Annotated in this window: 14 protein-coding genes and 3 tRNA genes; 3 read left to right on the top strand and 14 right to left on the bottom strand. The window is 61.4% G+C overall.

What is annotated here, in order from left to right; genetic code table 11:
* Positions 1 to 22: 22 nt before the first annotated feature.
* The 10 genes from rpoB to tuf all read right to left on the bottom strand — a co-directional run bounded on the left by rpoB (position 23) and on the right by tuf (position 11,201).
* Positions 23 to 4,159, bottom strand: a complete 4,137-nt coding sequence (gene rpoB, locus C7I85_RS03145) for a DNA-directed RNA polymerase subunit beta (RefSeq protein ID WP_106722469.1) — start codon at positions 4,157 to 4,159, stop codon at positions 23 to 25.
* A 216-nt stretch (positions 4,160 to 4,375) separates the two neighbouring features.
* Entirely contained in the window at positions 4,376 to 4,750 is a 375-nt protein-coding gene (gene rplL / locus C7I85_RS03140; protein ID WP_106722468.1) for a 50S ribosomal protein L7/L12, read from the bottom strand.
* A gap of 55 nt (positions 4,751 to 4,805) precedes the next feature.
* Positions 4,806 to 5,324 carry a 50S ribosomal protein L10 gene (rplJ, locus tag C7I85_RS03135; protein WP_106722467.1) on the bottom strand — a complete coding sequence of 173 codons (519 nt, stop codon included), beginning with the start codon at positions 5,322 to 5,324 and terminating at the stop codon, positions 4,806 to 4,808.
* A gap of 353 nt (positions 5,325 to 5,677) precedes the next feature.
* Complete coding sequence (gene rplA, locus C7I85_RS03130) at positions 5,678 to 6,376, bottom strand: 50S ribosomal protein L1 (RefSeq protein ID WP_106722466.1); 699 nt, start codon at positions 6,374 to 6,376, stop codon at positions 5,678 to 5,680.
* A 4-nt stretch (positions 6,377 to 6,380) separates the two neighbouring features.
* On the bottom strand, positions 6,381 to 6,809 hold the full coding sequence (gene rplK / locus C7I85_RS03125) for a 50S ribosomal protein L11 (protein ID WP_106722465.1): 429 nt from the start codon (positions 6,807 to 6,809) through the stop codon (positions 6,381 to 6,383).
* 162 nt (positions 6,810 to 6,971) lie between these two features.
* On the bottom strand, positions 6,972 to 7,511 hold the full coding sequence (gene nusG / locus C7I85_RS03120) for a transcription termination/antitermination protein NusG (RefSeq protein ID WP_106722464.1): 540 nt from the start codon (positions 7,509 to 7,511) through the stop codon (positions 6,972 to 6,974).
* 28 nt (positions 7,512 to 7,539) lie between these two features.
* Entirely contained in the window at positions 7,540 to 7,743 is a 204-nt protein-coding gene (gene secE, locus C7I85_RS03115) for a preprotein translocase subunit SecE (protein ID WP_106722463.1), read from the bottom strand.
* A gap of 302 nt (positions 7,744 to 8,045) precedes the next feature.
* A tRNA-Trp gene (locus C7I85_RS03110) sits at positions 8,046 to 8,121 on the bottom strand.
* A 146-nt stretch (positions 8,122 to 8,267) separates the two neighbouring features.
* Complete coding sequence (locus C7I85_RS03105; RefSeq protein WP_106722462.1) at positions 8,268 to 9,866, bottom strand: hypothetical protein; 1,599 nt, start codon at positions 9,864 to 9,866, stop codon at positions 8,268 to 8,270.
* A gap of 159 nt (positions 9,867 to 10,025) precedes the next feature.
* Positions 10,026 to 11,201: an elongation factor Tu gene (gene tuf / locus C7I85_RS03100; RefSeq protein WP_106722461.1), complete on the bottom strand. Its 1,176-nt coding sequence runs from the start codon at positions 11,199 to 11,201 to the stop codon at positions 10,026 to 10,028.
* Between the two features lie 339 nt (positions 11,202 to 11,540).
* Between tuf and C7I85_RS32125 the strand changes: the two genes are divergently transcribed.
* A complete protein-coding gene (locus C7I85_RS32125; protein WP_106722460.1) occupies positions 11,541 to 11,708 on the top strand; it encodes a Thivi_2564 family membrane protein in 168 nt (55 codons plus the stop codon).
* Positions 11,709 to 11,766: 58 nt separating this feature from the next.
* The gene (locus tag C7I85_RS03090; protein WP_106722459.1) at positions 11,767 to 12,669 is read left to right on the top strand and encodes an NAD(P)-dependent oxidoreductase; all 903 of its coding nucleotides are present in this window, start codon (positions 11,767 to 11,769) and stop codon (positions 12,667 to 12,669) included.
* 76 nt (positions 12,670 to 12,745) lie between these two features.
* Here C7I85_RS03090 and C7I85_RS03085 read toward each other — a convergent pair.
* Positions 12,746 to 12,819: transfer RNA gene (locus C7I85_RS03085), tRNA-Gly, on the bottom strand.
* 27 nt (positions 12,820 to 12,846) lie between these two features.
* Positions 12,847 to 12,931: transfer RNA gene (locus tag C7I85_RS03080), tRNA-Tyr, on the bottom strand.
* A gap of 201 nt (positions 12,932 to 13,132) precedes the next feature.
* Between C7I85_RS03080 and rlmB the strand changes: the two genes are divergently transcribed.
* Complete coding sequence (gene rlmB / locus C7I85_RS03075) at positions 13,133 to 13,993, top strand: 23S rRNA (guanosine(2251)-2'-O)-methyltransferase RlmB (protein ID WP_106722458.1); 861 nt, start codon at positions 13,133 to 13,135, stop codon at positions 13,991 to 13,993.
* A 205-nt stretch (positions 13,994 to 14,198) separates the two neighbouring features.
* Here the strand turns inward: rlmB and C7I85_RS03070 are convergent, their stop codons facing one another.
* Both C7I85_RS03070 and hyi read right to left on the bottom strand, forming a co-directional pair.
* Positions 14,199 to 15,113 (bottom strand): 2-hydroxy-3-oxopropionate reductase, encoded by a 915-nt coding sequence (locus C7I85_RS03070; RefSeq protein WP_106722457.1) that lies wholly within the window; start codon positions 15,111 to 15,113, stop codon positions 14,199 to 14,201.
* 16 nt (positions 15,114 to 15,129) lie between these two features.
* On the bottom strand, positions 15,130 to 15,927 hold the full coding sequence (hyi, locus tag C7I85_RS03065; RefSeq protein ID WP_106722456.1) for a hydroxypyruvate isomerase: 798 nt from the start codon (positions 15,925 to 15,927) through the stop codon (positions 15,130 to 15,132).
* Positions 15,928 to 15,938: the final 11 nt, after the last annotated feature.

Here is a 15,938-nt window from a genome sequence, read left to right as displayed (position 1 = left end):
TCCGCGGCGCGCCATTTGCCTCTTACTCGGCCGCGTCGGGCAACTGTGCCGGAGCATCCTCGACGCGGGTGTTCTCCAGCTCGACGTTGAGACCCAGCGAGCGCATTTCCTTGACGAGAACGTTGAAGCTCTCGGGAATGCCTGCCTCGAAGGAGTCGTCGCCACGCACGATCGCCTCGTAGACCTTGGTACGGCCAGCCACGTCGTCCGACTTCACGGTCAGCATTTCCTGCAGCGTGTAGGCGGCGCCGTAGGCTTCGAGCGCCCAGACCTCCATTTCGCCGAAGCGCTGGCCGCCGAACTGCGCCTTGCCGCCCAGCGGCTGCTGGGTGACGAGCGAGTACGGGCCGATCGAACGCGCGTGGATCTTGTCGTCCACGAGGTGGTGAAGCTTGAGCATATAGATATAGCCCATCGTCACCTTGCGATCGAACGGCTCGCCCGTGCGTCCGTCGTACAGCTGCGACTGACCGCTCGTATGCATGCCCGCCTGGGCCAGCATAGAGTTGATGTCAGCCTCGTGCGCACCGTCGAACACCGGGGTCGCGATCGACACGCCGCGCTTCATCTGCTCGCCGAGACGAACGATGCTCTCGTCGTCGAAGCTGCGAACCGGCTCGTTGCGGTCGTTGTCCGGGATGATGCTCTCGATCGTATCGCGCAGCGGCTGGATATTGCCGCCCGCCTTGTACGCCTCGATCAGCTGCCCGATCTTCTTACCCATGCCCGAGCAGGCCCAGCCCAGATGCGTCTCCAGAATCTGGCCGACGTTCATGCGCGACGGCACGCCCAGCGGGTTGAGCACGATGTCGGCATGCGTACCGTCTTCGAGGAACGGCATGTCCTCGACCGGAACGATGCGCGACACGACACCCTTGTTGCCGTGACGGCCGGCCATCTTATCGCCGGGCTGCATCTTGCGCTTCACAGCCACGAAGACCTTGACCATCTTCATGACGCCGGGCGGCATCTCGTCGCCACGCTGCACCTTCTCGACCTTGTCCATGAAGCGCTGTTCGAGCGCCTTCTTGGAGTCGTCGTACTGGCCGCGCAGAGCCTCGAGCTCGCTCTGAAGCTTCTCGTCCTCGACGGCGAACTGCCACCACTGCGAACGCGGATAGTCGGTCAGAGCTTCGCGGCTCAGAACGGTACCCTTCTTGAAGCCCTTCGGACCCGCAATGGCTTCCTTGCCCTGCAGCGTGTCGGCCAGACGGCTGTACACGTTGCGGTCAAGAATCGCCTGCTCGTCGTCACGGTCCTTGGCGAGACGCTCGATTTCCTCGCGCTCGATCGCCATGGCGCGCTCGTCCTTCTCCACGCCGTGGCGGTTGAAGACGCGAACTTCCACGACCGTGCCGTAAGCTCCGGGCGGCATGCGCATGGAGGTGTCACGGACGTCGGACGCCTTTTCACCGAAGATGGCGCGCAGAAGCTTCTCTTCCGGCGTCATCGGGCTTTCGCCCTTCGGCGTGATCTTGCCGACGAGGATGTCACCCGGCTGCACTTCCGCACCGATGTAGACGATGCCGGCTTCGTCGAGGTTCTTCAGCGCTTCTTCCGAAACGTTCGGAATGTCGCGCGTGATTTCCTCAGGCCCGAGCTTCGTATCGCGCGCCATGACCTCGAACTCCTCGATGTGGATCGAGGTGAAGACGTCGTCGGCGACGATGCGTTCGGACAGGAGGATCGAGTCCTCGTAGTTGTAGCCGTTCCACGGCATGAACGCGACGAGCACGTTACGGCCGAGAGCCAGATCGCCCAGGTCGGTCGACGGGCCGTCGGCGATGATGTCGCCCTTCTCGATCGGGTCACCGACATTCACCAGCGGACGCTGGTTGATGCAGGTGTTCTGGTTCGAGCGCTGGAACTTCATCAGGCGGTAGATGTCGACGCCGGATTTGCCCGGATCGAGATCTTCCGTCGCGCGGATAACGATACGGGTCGCGTCCACCTGGTCGACGATACCGCCACGGCGGGCAGCGATAGCAGCGCCAGAGTCGCGGGCAACGACCGGCTCCATGCCGGTGCCGACGAACGGAGCCTCGGCACGCACCAGCGGCACGGCCTGACGCTGCATGTTCGAGCCCATCAGAGCGCGGTTGGCGTCGTCGTTCTCGAGGAACGGGATGAGCGCCGCGGCAACCGAAACGAGCTGCTTGGGCGACACGTCCATAAGGTCGACGTTTTCGCGCGGAGCCATCATCACTTCGCCGGCGTGGCGGCAGATGACGAACTCTTCAGAGAAGCGGCCTTCGGCGTCGAGGTCGGCGTTTGCCTGGGCGACGTAGTGCTTGGCCTCTTCCATCGCCGACAGATAGACGACATCCGGCGAGACCTTGCCGTCCACGATCTTGCGATACGGAGTCTCGATGAACCCGTACTTGTTGACGCGGGCGAAGGTCGCGAGCGAGTTGATCAGACCGATGTTCGGGCCTTCCGGCGTCTCAATCGGGCAGATACGTCCGTAGTGCGTCGGGTGAACGTCGCGGACTTCGAAGCCAGCGCGCTCGCGGGTCAGACCGCCGGGTCCAAGTGCCGACAAACGGCGCTTGTGGGTGATTTCCGACAGCGGGTTGGTCTGGTCCATGAACTGCGACAGCTGCGAGGAACCGAAGAACTCGCGCACGGCGGCAGCCGCCGGCTTGGCGTTGATCAGGTCCTGCGGCATGACCGTGTCGATCTCGATCGAGGACATACGTTCCTTGATCGCACGCTCCATGCGGAGCAGACCGACGCGGTACTGGTTCTCCATCAGCTCGCCGACCGAACGGACACGACGGTTACCGAGGTTGTCGATGTCGTCGATCTCGCCCTTGCCGTCGCGCAGCTCGACCAGCGTCTTGACGACCGCGATGATGTCATCCTTGCGCAGAACGCGCACGGTGTCCGGGCAGTCGAGGTCGAGACGCATGTTCATCTTCACGCGACCCACGGCCGAAAGGTCGTAGCGGTCCGCGTCGAAGAACAGCGAGTTGAACATCGCATCGGCGGTTTCGAGTGTGGGCGGCTCGCCCGGGCGCATGACGCGGTAGATGTCGAACAGCGCGTCCTGACGGCTCTCGTTCTTGTCGGCCGCAAGCGTGTTGCGGATGTAGCCGCCGACGTTGATGTGGTCGATGTCGAGGACGGTGAATTCCTCAGCGCCGGTCGACAGCAGCGTCTTCAGCGTCTTCTCGTCGATCTCATCGCCGGCTTCGAGGAAGATTTCGCCGGTGCGGTAGTCGACGATGTCCTCGGCCAGGTAGCTGCCGTAGAGATCGTCCTCGGTCGCCTTGATGGCCTTGAGGCCCTTTTCGGCAAGCTGACGAGCCTGACGCGCGGTGATCTTCTTGCCGCCCTCGACCACGACTTCGCCGGTGTCGGCGTCGATGAGGTCGTCAACGGCCTTCAGGCCCTTGAAGCGCTCGACGCTATAAGGCACGCGCCAGTGATCGCCGGAGCGCTTGTACTCGATCTTATTGTAGAAGGTGGAGAGGATTTCCTCGCCATCCATGCCGAGCGCCATGAGCAGCGACGTCACCGGGATCTTGCGGCGACGGTCGATACGGGCGTGCACGATGTCCTTCGAGTCGAACTCGATGTCGAGCCACGAGCCGCGATAGGGGATGACGCGTGCGGCAAAGAGCAGCTTGCCGGACGAGTGCGACTTGCCCTTGTCGTGGTCGAAGAAGACGCCCGGCGAACGGTGCATCTGCGAAACGATGACGCGCTCGGTGCCGTTGACGATGAAGGTGCCGTTCGACGTCATGAGCGGCATGTCGCCCATGTAGACGTCCTGCTCCTTGATGTCCTTGATGGACTTGGCGCCGGTATCCTCGTCGATATCGAACACGATGAGGCGCAGCGTCACCTTGAGCGGCGCAGCAAAAGTCAGGTCGCGCTGGCGGCACTCGTCAACGTCGAACTTGGGGGCTTCGAACTCGTACTTGACGAATTCGAGCATCGACGCGCCAGAGAAATCGGAGATCGGGAAAACCGACTTGAAGACAGCCTGAAGCCCCTCGTCAGGGCGCCCGCCCTTCGGTTCCTCGACCATGAGAAACTGATCATACGATGCCTTCTGAACCTCGATAAGGTTCGGCATCTCCGCAACCTCCGGGATGTTCCCGAAGAATTTGCGTACGCGTCTGCGGCCATTGAAAGTCTGGTTCTGGGCCATCGTCGCTCCTTGCTGCCTCTCTTGGGGCGCGGCCTCTCGCGCCTTGCAACTTCTGACCGCCCTGCCCGGCGGTCCATCTGAAAACGGGTGAAAACCCGTTTCCTGAAAGCCGCTTTTCCGGCCCTCAGGAAAGAGGTTTTCCAGACACTTGCGCGTCACGCCCGCCGTAGCGGAAATGGCGGACGGCTGAACGCCGTCCGCCAGCAAGCGTAACGCTTACTTCAGTTCGACCTTGGCGCCAGCAGCTTCGAGCTGAGCCTTGATCTTCTCGGCTTCGGCCTTGGCAACGGCTTCCTTGAGCGGCTTCGGAGCGCCTTCGACCAGGTCCTTGGCTTCCTTGAGGCCCAGGCCGGTGATGGCGCGGACTTCCTTGATGACCTCGATCTTCTTGTCGCCGGCAGCAGCCAGGATGACGTCGAATTCGGTCTTCTCTTCGGCCGGAGCGGCGGCAGCAGCGCCAGCAACAGCGGCGACGGCGACCGGAGCGGCGGCGGAGACGCCCCACTTCTCTTCCAGCATCTTCGACAGCTCAGCCGCCTCGAGGACGGTCAGGGCCGACAGGTCTTCTACGATCTTGGCGAGATCAGCCATTTTTCAGTTCCTTATTGAAAGTTCGAACAATTGTTGATGACAGCGAGGAACGGCCTCATGCCGCCTCGTCCTTCCGGGCGTAGGCGCCAAACACGCGGGCAAGCTGAGCTGCCGGTGCGTTGACGACCTGGGCGATCCGGGTTGCAGGCGTGCTGATCATGCCGACCAGACGTGCACGCAGCTCGTCGAGCGACGGCAGGCTTGCGAGAGCCTTGACGCCTTCTGCATCGAGCGAGGTCGAGCCCATTGCACCACCGAGAATGACAAGCTTGTCATTCGCCTTGGCGAATTCGGACGCGATCTTCGGTGCGACAACCGGATCTTCCGAATAGGCAACCAGGGTCTGTCCGATGAACAGGTCCTGGATCTTTTCGGAATCCGTACCCTGAAGGGCGATCTTGGCGAGGCGGTTCTTCGCGACTTTGACGGTGCCACCAGCTGCGCGCATCTTCGAACGAAGATCGTTCATTTGCGCAACGGTGATGCCGGCATAGTGGGCCACGACGACCGAACCGGCGTTCGAGAACGCTTCGTTCAGGTGCGTGACGAGCTCGCGCTTTTCCGCTCTATCCACTGCCTATCTCCAGTTGACAGCCAGTCTTACGAATGACTGCCGGGTTGCCTTCTGCCGGGCAGGACATCCAGAATTTCCGGATCTCCCGAACGGCGTTCGAGGATCCTGCCCCCTTTCACCGCTCCGGCAAGCCGGAAGCCGCAAAAGGCAAACACGGTTCGAACCTTCCATTGGAGCACTCGCTCCTTTGTCGGGTCTTCACCCGTCTCATGCAGGCTCATGTGAATTAAGGCGAGCCGCCTGCAATCTCGGACAGGATGTCCGGAAACGTTTTACCGCTTCCGGTATCCGGACCCGAAGGCCCGGAATTCGTTAGGGATCAGGCCCTTGCGGCCTGATCCCAATTCATCAGATCAAGCCGTGACCAGCGTGGCCACGTCGACCTTGAGGCCCGGGCCCATCGTCGAGGTCAGCGAGACCTTCTTGACGTAGACGCCCTTGGCGCCGGACGGCTTGGCCTTGTTGACCGCATCAGCGAAGGCGCGGACGTTCTCTTCCAGCGCCGTGACGTCGAACGAAAGCTTGCCGACGCCGCCATGGACGATACCGGCCTTTTCGACGCGGAACTCAACCGCACCGCCCTTCGACGCCTTGACGGCGCCGGCGATGTCGGTGGTCACCGTGCCGACCTTCGGGTTCGGCATCATGCCGCGCGGGCCGAGCACCTTACCCAGACGGCCGACGAGCGGCATCATGTCCGGGGTGGCGATGCAGCGATCGAAGTTGATCTCGCCCTTCTGGACGATCTCGACCAGATCCTCGGCACCCACGATGTCCGCACCAGCGGCGCGGGCCTCATCAGCCTTGGCATCCTTGGCGAACACGGCAACGCGAACCGTACGGCCCGTGCCGTTCGGCAGGTTGACGACGCCACGGACCATCTGGTCGGCATGGCGGGGATCGACGCCGAGATTCATGGCGATTTCGACGGTCTCGTCGAACTTCACCGTCGAACGGTCCTTGAGCAGCTGGATCGCCTCACCCAGGCCATAGGCCTTGTTCGGGTCGATGCCTTCGCGGGACTTGACTACGCGCTTTCCAATCTTTGCCATCGTCTTAGCCCACCACTTCCAGACCCATCGAACGGGCAGAGCCCTCGACCATGCGCATGGCCGCTTCGATGTCGTTTGCGTTCAGGTCCTTCATCTTGGCTGCGGCGATCTCGCGAACCTTCTCGCGGCTGACCTGGCCGGCCTTCGTCTTGCCGGGCTCCTTCGAACCCGACTTCAGGTTCGCAGCCTTCTTCAGGAAGTAGCTCACCGGCGGCGTCTTCATGACGAAGGTGAACGACTTGTCCTGGTAATAGGTGATCACGACCGGAACGGGCGAACCCTTTTCCATTTCCTGCGTCTGGGCGTTGAACGCCTTGCAGAATTCCATGATGTTGATGCCACGCTGACCAAGCGCAGGACCGATCGGGGGCGACGGCGTGGCCGAACCCGCGGATACCTGGAGCTTGAGCTGGCCTGCAACTTTCTTAGCCATCTCTATCTGCCTTGTTACTTAAAGCCGGAATATTCCAGCGGTTGCAGTTTGGTGGTCTGGACGGTCGCGGCCGGCTAAGCCGGACAATCCTCCCACCGCTTCGGCGAACGGGCTCTCCCGCCGCCAGCCGCACCACCCCGAACGGGAGTGCGGCAATCCGGGTCAGCCCTTCTCGACCTGCCCGAATTCGAGATCGACAGGCACAGCGCGCCCGAAGATCGAAACCTCCACCTTGAGCCGCGCACGCTCCTCGTCCACTTCCTGGACGAAGCCGTTGAACGAGGCAAAGGGACCATCCGAGACGCGAACCTGCTCGCCGATCTCGAAGGTAACCGACGGCTTGGGCCGCTCGACGCCTTCCTGCACCTGATGCAGGATGCGGTCAGCTTCCTTGTCGGTGATATGCATCGGCTTGGCCGTATGCTTGTCTTCACCCAGGAAGCCGGTCACGCGGGGCGTATTTTTCACCAGGCTGATCACGGCGTCATTCAGGTCAGCCTTCATCAGCACATAGCCCGGGAAGAACTTGCGCTCGGCGTCCACTTTCTTGCCGCGACGAACCTCAACGACCTTCTCGGTCGGAACGACGATCTGCTCGATCCGTTCGCTCAGGCCCTTCTGCTTGGCCTTGTGTTCGATGTCCTCGGCGACCTTCTTTTCGAAGTTCGAGTAAGCGTGAACGATGTACCAACGCGCGGTCATTGCAAGACTTCTCCGTATTCGCCGATGTTCAACGACCGATGCCGAGCAGCAACGAAATTGCGTAAGCCATCAACTGGTCAGCCGCAAAGAAGAAGATCATCGCGATTATCGCGAACACGATAACCATGATCGTCGAAATCAACGTCTCGCGCCGAGAGGGCCACGTAACCTTTGCCGTCTCCGACCTGACCTGCTGGAAGAAGGTAAAGGGATTGGTGGTTTTTGACGCCATCTGCCGCTCTGCTTTCAAAGACCCGGAAACCGGACCCCATGGATGTTCCCGTTGACCGGGAGTTGCCTTGCCGGGCTGCAGCTCTCCACACGAATCAATGTGAATACCCCGCCCATGCATTTGGGGCGCGTAAAGCCGGCTCTCCAGCTCCACGCGCCGCGTGTCTGTTGTCCCTACATAAGACCGATTCTCGACACGTGCAAGTGCCTAAACCTGTCTTACTTGCCAAACGCCTTTTGCCGGAACCATCCAATCGTGCCGACAACGGCTATATCGACATTCGCTATCGCCTTTGGCGATGCTGGCAGGGGCAACAGGGCTCGAACCTGTGACCTGCGGTTTTGGAGACCGCCGCTCTACCAACTGAGCTATACCCCTAACGCGGCTGCTTCATTCCACAAAGAGCGTAGCGTTTCAAGTGGCATCTGCCAACATTTTGCGGCGTTACCCGGTGGACATAGGGCCGGCCCTTGGCGCGCAAACCCTATCCACACGCTCGCTGCCAGCGATTGCTGGTGTTGTGGCTACCCATCGCAGTTGGCCGGCCTGGGAGTTTGCCGGCAGATGTCGCCGTCAACGACTGAGTCGACGGTGAGATTCGTGCTCGTCAGAAGCTGCTGCGTGTAGAGGCGCTGCTGAGAATCCGAATCGAGGCTGTCGGCAACTTTTTCTTCGAGCACGGCAGGAAGCACGCCCATCTCGTCCAGATAGGCAGTCACGGCGAATCTCGTATTGTTGCTCAACGCGGACGGAGGGCTCCATGCCACGGCGGTTTGGTAGCCGGCGAGTCGCTGCGTGCCCCCGGCAAGAACGAGCACGCAGCCGAAAACGCAACGGCCACCGGAAGAGACGGCACTGCCGACATACTGGTCGCGATTCGGCCCGCAGTACTGTGAGCTCGGCAAACACCCGTCAATCACGGTGCTACCGACCACCGTCGTCAGCTCGGCCTTTCGGACCAGGCGCCCTAGCGCCATTGCAGCCGCGAGATTGCCGCCGGAGGAAGACAGCACCAGTGGCAGCCTGCGCTTGCCCATTCCCTTCAGAAGCTTTTCAAGCCGCTCAGGCGCCCTTGAATCGATCAAGCCCTCGGCAGCAATCCACTCCGGACAATTTGGCTCGCAGCCGGGCTCAGCGGATCGAACCACGACGAAGTGCATAGACCCTTCCGGCTCCAGCGCCGTCTTGTCGTCTTTGCCTGAAGAACCGGCATCGGGGAGATCGATGCAGTTTTCGCCACTGGGCAGTTCCAGGCAACGGCCGACCTGAACAAGCGACTCCGGCGCCTGGAACCCCGTAATCAACTTCAGATCCAGCAACTCCATCCAGGTGAGCTGCCTCATGTCGTCAGCTGACGTAGCTTGCGACACCGCGAGATAGGACTGGGAAATGCCCATTTCCTTCAGGAAGGCGAGCATTTGCATTCTCGTCTGCTTGGCGAGCTTCGTCGTCTTGTAGCTCTTCAGCTTCTTTCGCTTGACGATCTTCCTTTCGGTCACCCGCTTCTTGCCGTTCACGAGCTGGTAGCGCTCGCGGTACAGTACCTGTTCCCGGCTGACGGTGGTCGTGATCTGATGAACACCGACAAAGGAGATCTCACCGGCCAGCCGCTCGACGCCGCCGGCCAGCATCAGCGGGCAGGCCGAGGCGCAGATGCCGGGCAAGATCACGCCCAGATACACACCGGTTTCCCTTTGCCTTTCGAGGCAGTCTTTCCGCTCGGGCGGACATCCGGTCAGGACCGCGGTGCCAACCGCCGTATCAAGCCCCCGTCCCCGGATCATTCGGGCAAGCTTCATCGCGGCATCGACATTACCTCCGGGCGAGTTGATCACCACCGGCAGGCGCTGTTTTCCGATCGTCTTCAACAGGCGCTGGAACTGCTGAGGCGTATCGCCCACGATTTCGCCATTTGCCCAGATCCATTGCGGACAGGTCGGCTCGCAGACGGGGCTGCTGCTGCGCACCACGATGAACTGCATCGGCTGCAGAAAATCGCTCACTTCGTTCGTGGCCTTCTTTGCAGAGGCCCCGGCGACAGACGCAAATTGAAACTGAAATACCGCTGCAAGTGCAGCAAGAGCGATCAGGTGAGTAACGAGAAAACGCCGCGTGACCAACATGCAACCCTCAGCTCGCTATTGCCCGCTATGCTAGCAATACCTAGGGCGCTCGCAATCACCGTACTATGATTGTCGGATTAACCTTAAAGCGGATGCAACTTCCGCAAAAGAAAAAGGGCGGCCGAAGCCGCCCTTCCCTCAAGCAACATGCTTGCAAGCTTATTCCGTGATCGAGACCACGACGCCGGCGCCGACGGTACGGCCGCCTTCACGGATGGCGAAGCGCAGCTTCTCTTCCATGGCGATCGGCACGATCAGCGTCACGTCGACGGTGATGTTGTCGCCCGGCATGACCATCTCGGTGCCTTCCGGCAGCGTCACGATGCCGGTCACGTCCGTGGTGCGGAAGTAGAACTGCGGACGGTAGTTGGTGAAGAACGGCGTGTGACGGCCACCCTCTTCCTTGGTCAGGATGTAGGCCTCGGCCTTGAACTTGGTGTGCGGCTTGACCGAACCCGGCTTGCACAGCACCTGGCCGCGCTCGACGCCTTCACGGTCGACGCCGCGCAGCAGCGCGCCGATGTTGTCGCCGGCCTGGCCCTGGTCGAGCAGCTTGCGGAACATCTCGACGCCCGTGCAGGTCGTCTTGGTCGTCGGACGGATGCCGACGATCTCGAGTTCCTCGCCGACCTTGACGATGCCGCGCTCGACGCGACCGGTCACCACGGTGCCGCGGCCCGAGATCGAGAACACGTCTTCGATCGGCATCAGGAACGGCTGGTCGATCGGACGCTCCGGCGTCGGGATGTAGGCGTCAACCTCTTCCATCAGCTTGCGGATCGCGTTCTCGCCGATCTCCTTGTTGGAGTCTTCGAGAGCGGCCAGCGCCGAACCCTTGACGATCGGAATGTCGTCGCCCGGGAATTCGTTCTTCGACAGCAGCTCGCGCACCTCGAGCTCGACCAGTTCGAGCAGCTCGGCGTCGTCGACCTGGTCGACCTTGTTGAGGAACACCACGATCGACGGCACGCCGACCTGGCGGGCGAGCAGGATGTGCTCGCGGGTCTGCGGCATCGGGCCGTCAGCAGCCGACACGACCAGGATCGCGCCGTCCATCTGGGCGGCACCGGTGATCATGTTCTTCACGTAGTCGGCGTGGCCGGGGCAGTCGACGTGGGCGTAGTGACGGTTGGCCGTCTCGTACTCGACGTGCGCGGTCGAGATCGTGATGCCGCGCGCCTTCTCTTCCGGCGCCGCGTCGATCTGGTCATAGGCGCGGAATTCGCCGAAAAACTTCGTGATCGCAGCCGTCAGCGACGTCTTGCCATGGTCAACGTGACCAATCGTGCCAATGTTCACATGCGGCTTGTTGCGCTCAAATTTACTCTTAGCCATCGTTTAATTTCCTTGGCGGCGGGCTTCGGTTTGGGTTCGAATTTGGGGCGATTAGCGAGAAAGGCCAAAAAACACAAGAGTCTTTTGACAAACTGCACCGCCCGCGGCAGGGCGACCGCTCCGTTATCGGTGATGAAACGGCATATAGGAACGATCCGCTGCACTTGAAAGAGCTTCGGACAGGCCCTCTGACTTATTGCGAAGCGCCTCTGCAGATTTCGCAAAACACAGCGTTCCCGGCACCTCTAGCTGCAGCTTGCAGAGCGGTATTTTGGCAACCCAAAGCCGCGCTGAACGTTATTGCGAGAGTTTCAAGCTTTCATTCCGGGAGATGCAGCGATGGGCGCATCTGTGATCATCAGCATTCTGATTACGTTCCTTGTAGTCATTCTTGTTCTGTATCTTGTCCAGAGATTGCCGATCGACGCCAGGATGCAACAGATAATCCAGATCGTAGTGATCATCATCGGCATAGTATCTCTGCTGAAATACCTGGCGGTTTTCTAAGGGAACCGAAGACATACTGAGAAAAGCTAGGGAGAATTCTAGCTGGATCGGAGACACCATGAAGGTGGGTATCATCGGCCTTGGACAGATGGGCTCCGGCATGGCGATGAGTTTGCTCAAGGCCGGGCACTCCATCATCGTCTACAATCGCACCCCCGCCAAGGCGGAACCGCTAGCCGTGCTTGGTGCGACCGTCGTGACGGCACCGGGCGACGCCTGCCGGGGCGATGCCGTGTTCACCATGCTCGCAAATGACGAGGCGGTGACGGACGTCGTCTTCTCCAAGGGCGGCATAATCGACAGCCTGGCCAGGGGTGCCGTCCACATTTCCTCCAGCACGATCAGCGTTGCGCTTTCGCAACGACTGACCGATGCCCATACGAGAAAGGGACAGATGTTCGTTTCCGCCCCCGTCTTCGGCCGACCCGAAGTCGCGGCATCCGGGCAACTGGCCGTCCTGACCGCCGGTACCGATGACGCCGTCGATCGCGCACGGCCGTTCTTGGAGGCGATCGGCCAAAAACTCTTCGTCATCTCGACCACTCCCAAAGACGCGAACCTGATCAAGCTGAGCGGCAATTTCCTCATCGCATGCGTGATCGAATCCCTGGGCGAAGCTCTGGCCCTCATCGGAAAGGCCGGCCTCGACCGTCGTCAATATGTGGAAATCCTGACGTCGACCCTATTCGACGCGCCGGTCTACAAGACGTACGGCACATTGATTGCGCAGGATCGGTTCGAGCCGGCCGGGTTCGCAGCGCCTCTCGGCCAGAAGGACATCCGGCTGGCGCTCGCGGCGGCCGAGGATCTGAAGGTGCCAATGCCGATCGGCAGCCTGCTGCGGGACCGCTTCCTTCGCCTCATCGCGACCGGCGGCGCATCGCTCGACTGGTCGGCTATAGGGAGCATCGCTTCGCAGGACGCGGGCATTCGTCCAGGTGGCGGGCGCGGCGGTCGGTGACTGACGGCGTCCCGAACCGGGCTTAGCCGAATCAGACGGCCAATGCGTAAAATTTCTTGATTTTCAGGGAGTTGCCTGGAGCGGGTAGCGGGAATCGAACCCGCGTATTCAGCTTGGAAGGCTGCTGCTCTACCATTGAGCTATACCCGCAACTTCCTTTTGGCTCCGGTCCGGCAGTGGTGGAGGAGGTTGGATTCGAACCAACGTAGACTGAGTCAACGGATTTACAGTCCGTCCCCTTTAACCACTCGGGCACTCCTCCATACTGCTGTATCGGAGCCATGCGACGAGGCATTCGACCGATTTCCGAACCGGGTTATTGCCCGCTCGTCAATCTGTGATGCGCCTTATGGCGATATGACCTTGGCCTGTCAATCACGCCATTTGCGTTTTCGGAGGAAATTATCGCACAGCTTTCCAAGTCGGCATATTCAAACCCGCACACCCCAGCTATAGAGCGGCCATGAGCAACGAAAAAAAGCCCGGAACGCCTAAGGACACCCACTACGCCAAGCTTCGGCGCGCCTATCGCGACCAGAAGAGCGGAGGACAGCCGGCTCATCGCCAGCGCCCCAGCATTCCGCCCGGCGAGGCCGCAGCTGACGGCCTTTTGCGCCTTTATGGCCTGCATACGGTGCGCGCAGCGCTGGAAAATCCACGCCGCGAAATCCGGCGGATGCTTGTGACTCGCAATGCGCTGGAGCGGCTGGAAATCGGCGACAAGGCCCTGCCCTTTCCTGTGGAAATCGTCGAGCCGCGCGACATCGACAAGATCACCGGCAGCGACGCCGTCCACCAGGGCGTGCTGATCGAGGCCGCGCCGTTGAAGCCCAAGGCCTTGTCGGCGCTGGGGGACACGCCGCTGGTGCTGGTGCTGGACCAGGTGACGGACCCGCACAATGTCGGCGCCATCATACGTTCGGCCGTGGCCTTCGGCGCCGGCGCACTGATCACAACTTCTCGCCACAGCGCGCAGGAATCGGGCGTGCTGGCGAAATCCGCCTCGGGCGCGCTGGAGCACATCGACCTGATCGAGGTTCGGAATCTCGCCGAAGCACTAGGCGAGTTGCACGAATCAGGCTTCCAGACGATCGGTCTCGATTCTGAGGGACCGGCGGAACTGGAACAGACGTTTTCCGGCGAGCGAATCGCGCTCGTGCTCGGCGCGGAGGGCAAAGGCCTGCGCCACAAGACGCGCGAGACGGTGAATGCCTTGGCCCGACTCGACATGCCGGGCGTGATTCATTCGCTAAACGTGTCGAATGCGGCGGCGATCAGCCTTTATGCCGCGCGGAAGCACCTGGCGGGTGTGAAGGCCAAGTAGGTCCAAGAAAGCGAGAATCGCGGGATGCCAAGGTGCGTCCTTCGAGGCTCGCTTCGCTCGCACCTCAGGATGAGGGCCGTTGGCTCCGATGGTCCCACCAGTGAGGGCTTTGCGCCAACCTCCCTCATCCTGAGGTGCGAGCCCGTAGGGCGAGCCTCGAAGGACGCACCCAAACATCGTTCGGGCCTGACCTGCCGCTACCAGTTCAGGCTGCGTCGCTCTGGGCGCCCGCCTCCGACCCAACCTCGAAATTGGCCATCCGCTCCAGCGCGCGCACCAGCGCGGAGTGATCCTCCTTGCCCCCACCATTGGCGGCACAGGAGTTGAACAGCTCCTGCGTCATCGACGTGTTGGGTAGCGAGACGCCGAGCGCCTTGGCGCCCTGCAGCGCGAGGTTGAGGTCCTTCTGGTGCAATTCGATGCGGAAGCCGGGCGCGAAAGTGCGCTTGATCATGCGCTCGCCATGCACTTCGAGTATGCGCGAATTGGCGAGCCCTCCCATCAGCGCCTGCCGCACCTTGGCGGGATCGGCACCAGCCTTGGAGGCGAAGACGAGCGCTTCGGCCACCGCCTCGATGGTCAGCGCCACCACGATCTGGTTGGCGACCTTCGTGGTCTGGCCGACGCCATTGTCGCCCACCAGCGTGATGTTCTTGCCCATTTTTTCGAAAATGGGCTTCGCGCGGTCGAACGAGCTTTGCGAGCCACCGACCATGATCGTCAGGGAAGCCGCTTTGGCCCCGACCTCGCCACCCGACACCGGCGCGTCGAGATAGTCTGCGCCGAGCGCCTTGACCCTTTCGGCAAAGATTTTCGTCTCGATGGGCGAGATGGAGCTCATGTCGATGACGAGTTTTCCGCCGGACAGCCCGGAGGCGACGCCGTTTTCACCGAACAGCACCTCGGCCACCTGCGGCGTGTCGGGCACCATGGTGATGATGATGTCGGCCGCGCGAGCAACCGCGTCGTTGCCCTGGACCACTTTCAGGCCCTTGGCCACAAGGTCGGCGGCCGGCGCGCTGCGATGGTTGGTGGCGATGACCTCATAGCCGGCATCGAGCAGATGCCCCGCCATCGGCGCGCCCATGATGCCGAGACCGATAAAGCCGATTTTTTCCATGATTTTTCTCCCCGGATCAGGCGGCCGCATCGGCCTTTCTGGCAAATTCCTTGAACCAACCTAAACCCGCTGCCGTGCCGGCCTTCGGCTTGTACTCGGCGCCGACCCAGCCGGCGTAGCCGATGCGGTCGAGATGCTCGTAGAGGAACGCATAGTTGATCTCGCCCGTGCCCGGCTCGTGGCGGCCGGGATTGTCCGCAAGCTGGATATGCGCGATGCGGCCAAGATGCTTCTCGATCGTGCGGGCGAGATCCCCCTCCATGATCTGCATGTGGTAGATGTCGTATTGCAGGTAGAGATTGTCCGAGCCGACCTTTTCGATGATCTCCAGAGCTTGCTTCGTGTTCGTCAGGAAGAAGCCGGGAATGTCGATGGTGTTGATCGGCTCGATCAGCAGGCGGATGCCGGCTTCCTTCAGCTTCGCGGCAGCGAATTTCAGGTTCCCGACGAAGATCTTTTCAAGTTCGGCGCGGTCAACGCCCTGCGGCGCGATGCCCGCAAGGCAATTGACCTGGCTGCAGCCGAGCGCCTTGGCATAGCTGATCGCAGTATCCACGCCGCGCCGGAACTCTTCCACGCGGTCCGGCAGCACCGCGATGCCGCGCTCGCCCCTGCCCCAGTCGCCCGGAGGCAGGTTGAACAGCACCTGCACGAGATTGTTCTTCTTCAGCCGCGCCGCGACCGTCTCGATCGAATGGTCGTAGGGCCCGATATATTCGACGCCGGCAAAACCGGCCTCGGCGGCAGCATCGAAGCGATCGAGAAAATCATGCTCGCCGAAGAGCATGGAGAGGTTGGCTGAGAAACGCGGCATGGTCTTTTTCT

Origin of the sequence: Pseudaminobacter soli (ex Li et al. 2025) (genome assembly GCF_003012705.1) — a bacterium.
Classification (GTDB): domain Bacteria; phylum Pseudomonadota; class Alphaproteobacteria; order Rhizobiales; family Rhizobiaceae; genus Pseudaminobacter; species Pseudaminobacter soli.
The sequence above is the reverse complement of the archived record's forward strand: the minus strand, read 5'-3'. Positions and strand labels throughout refer to the sequence as shown.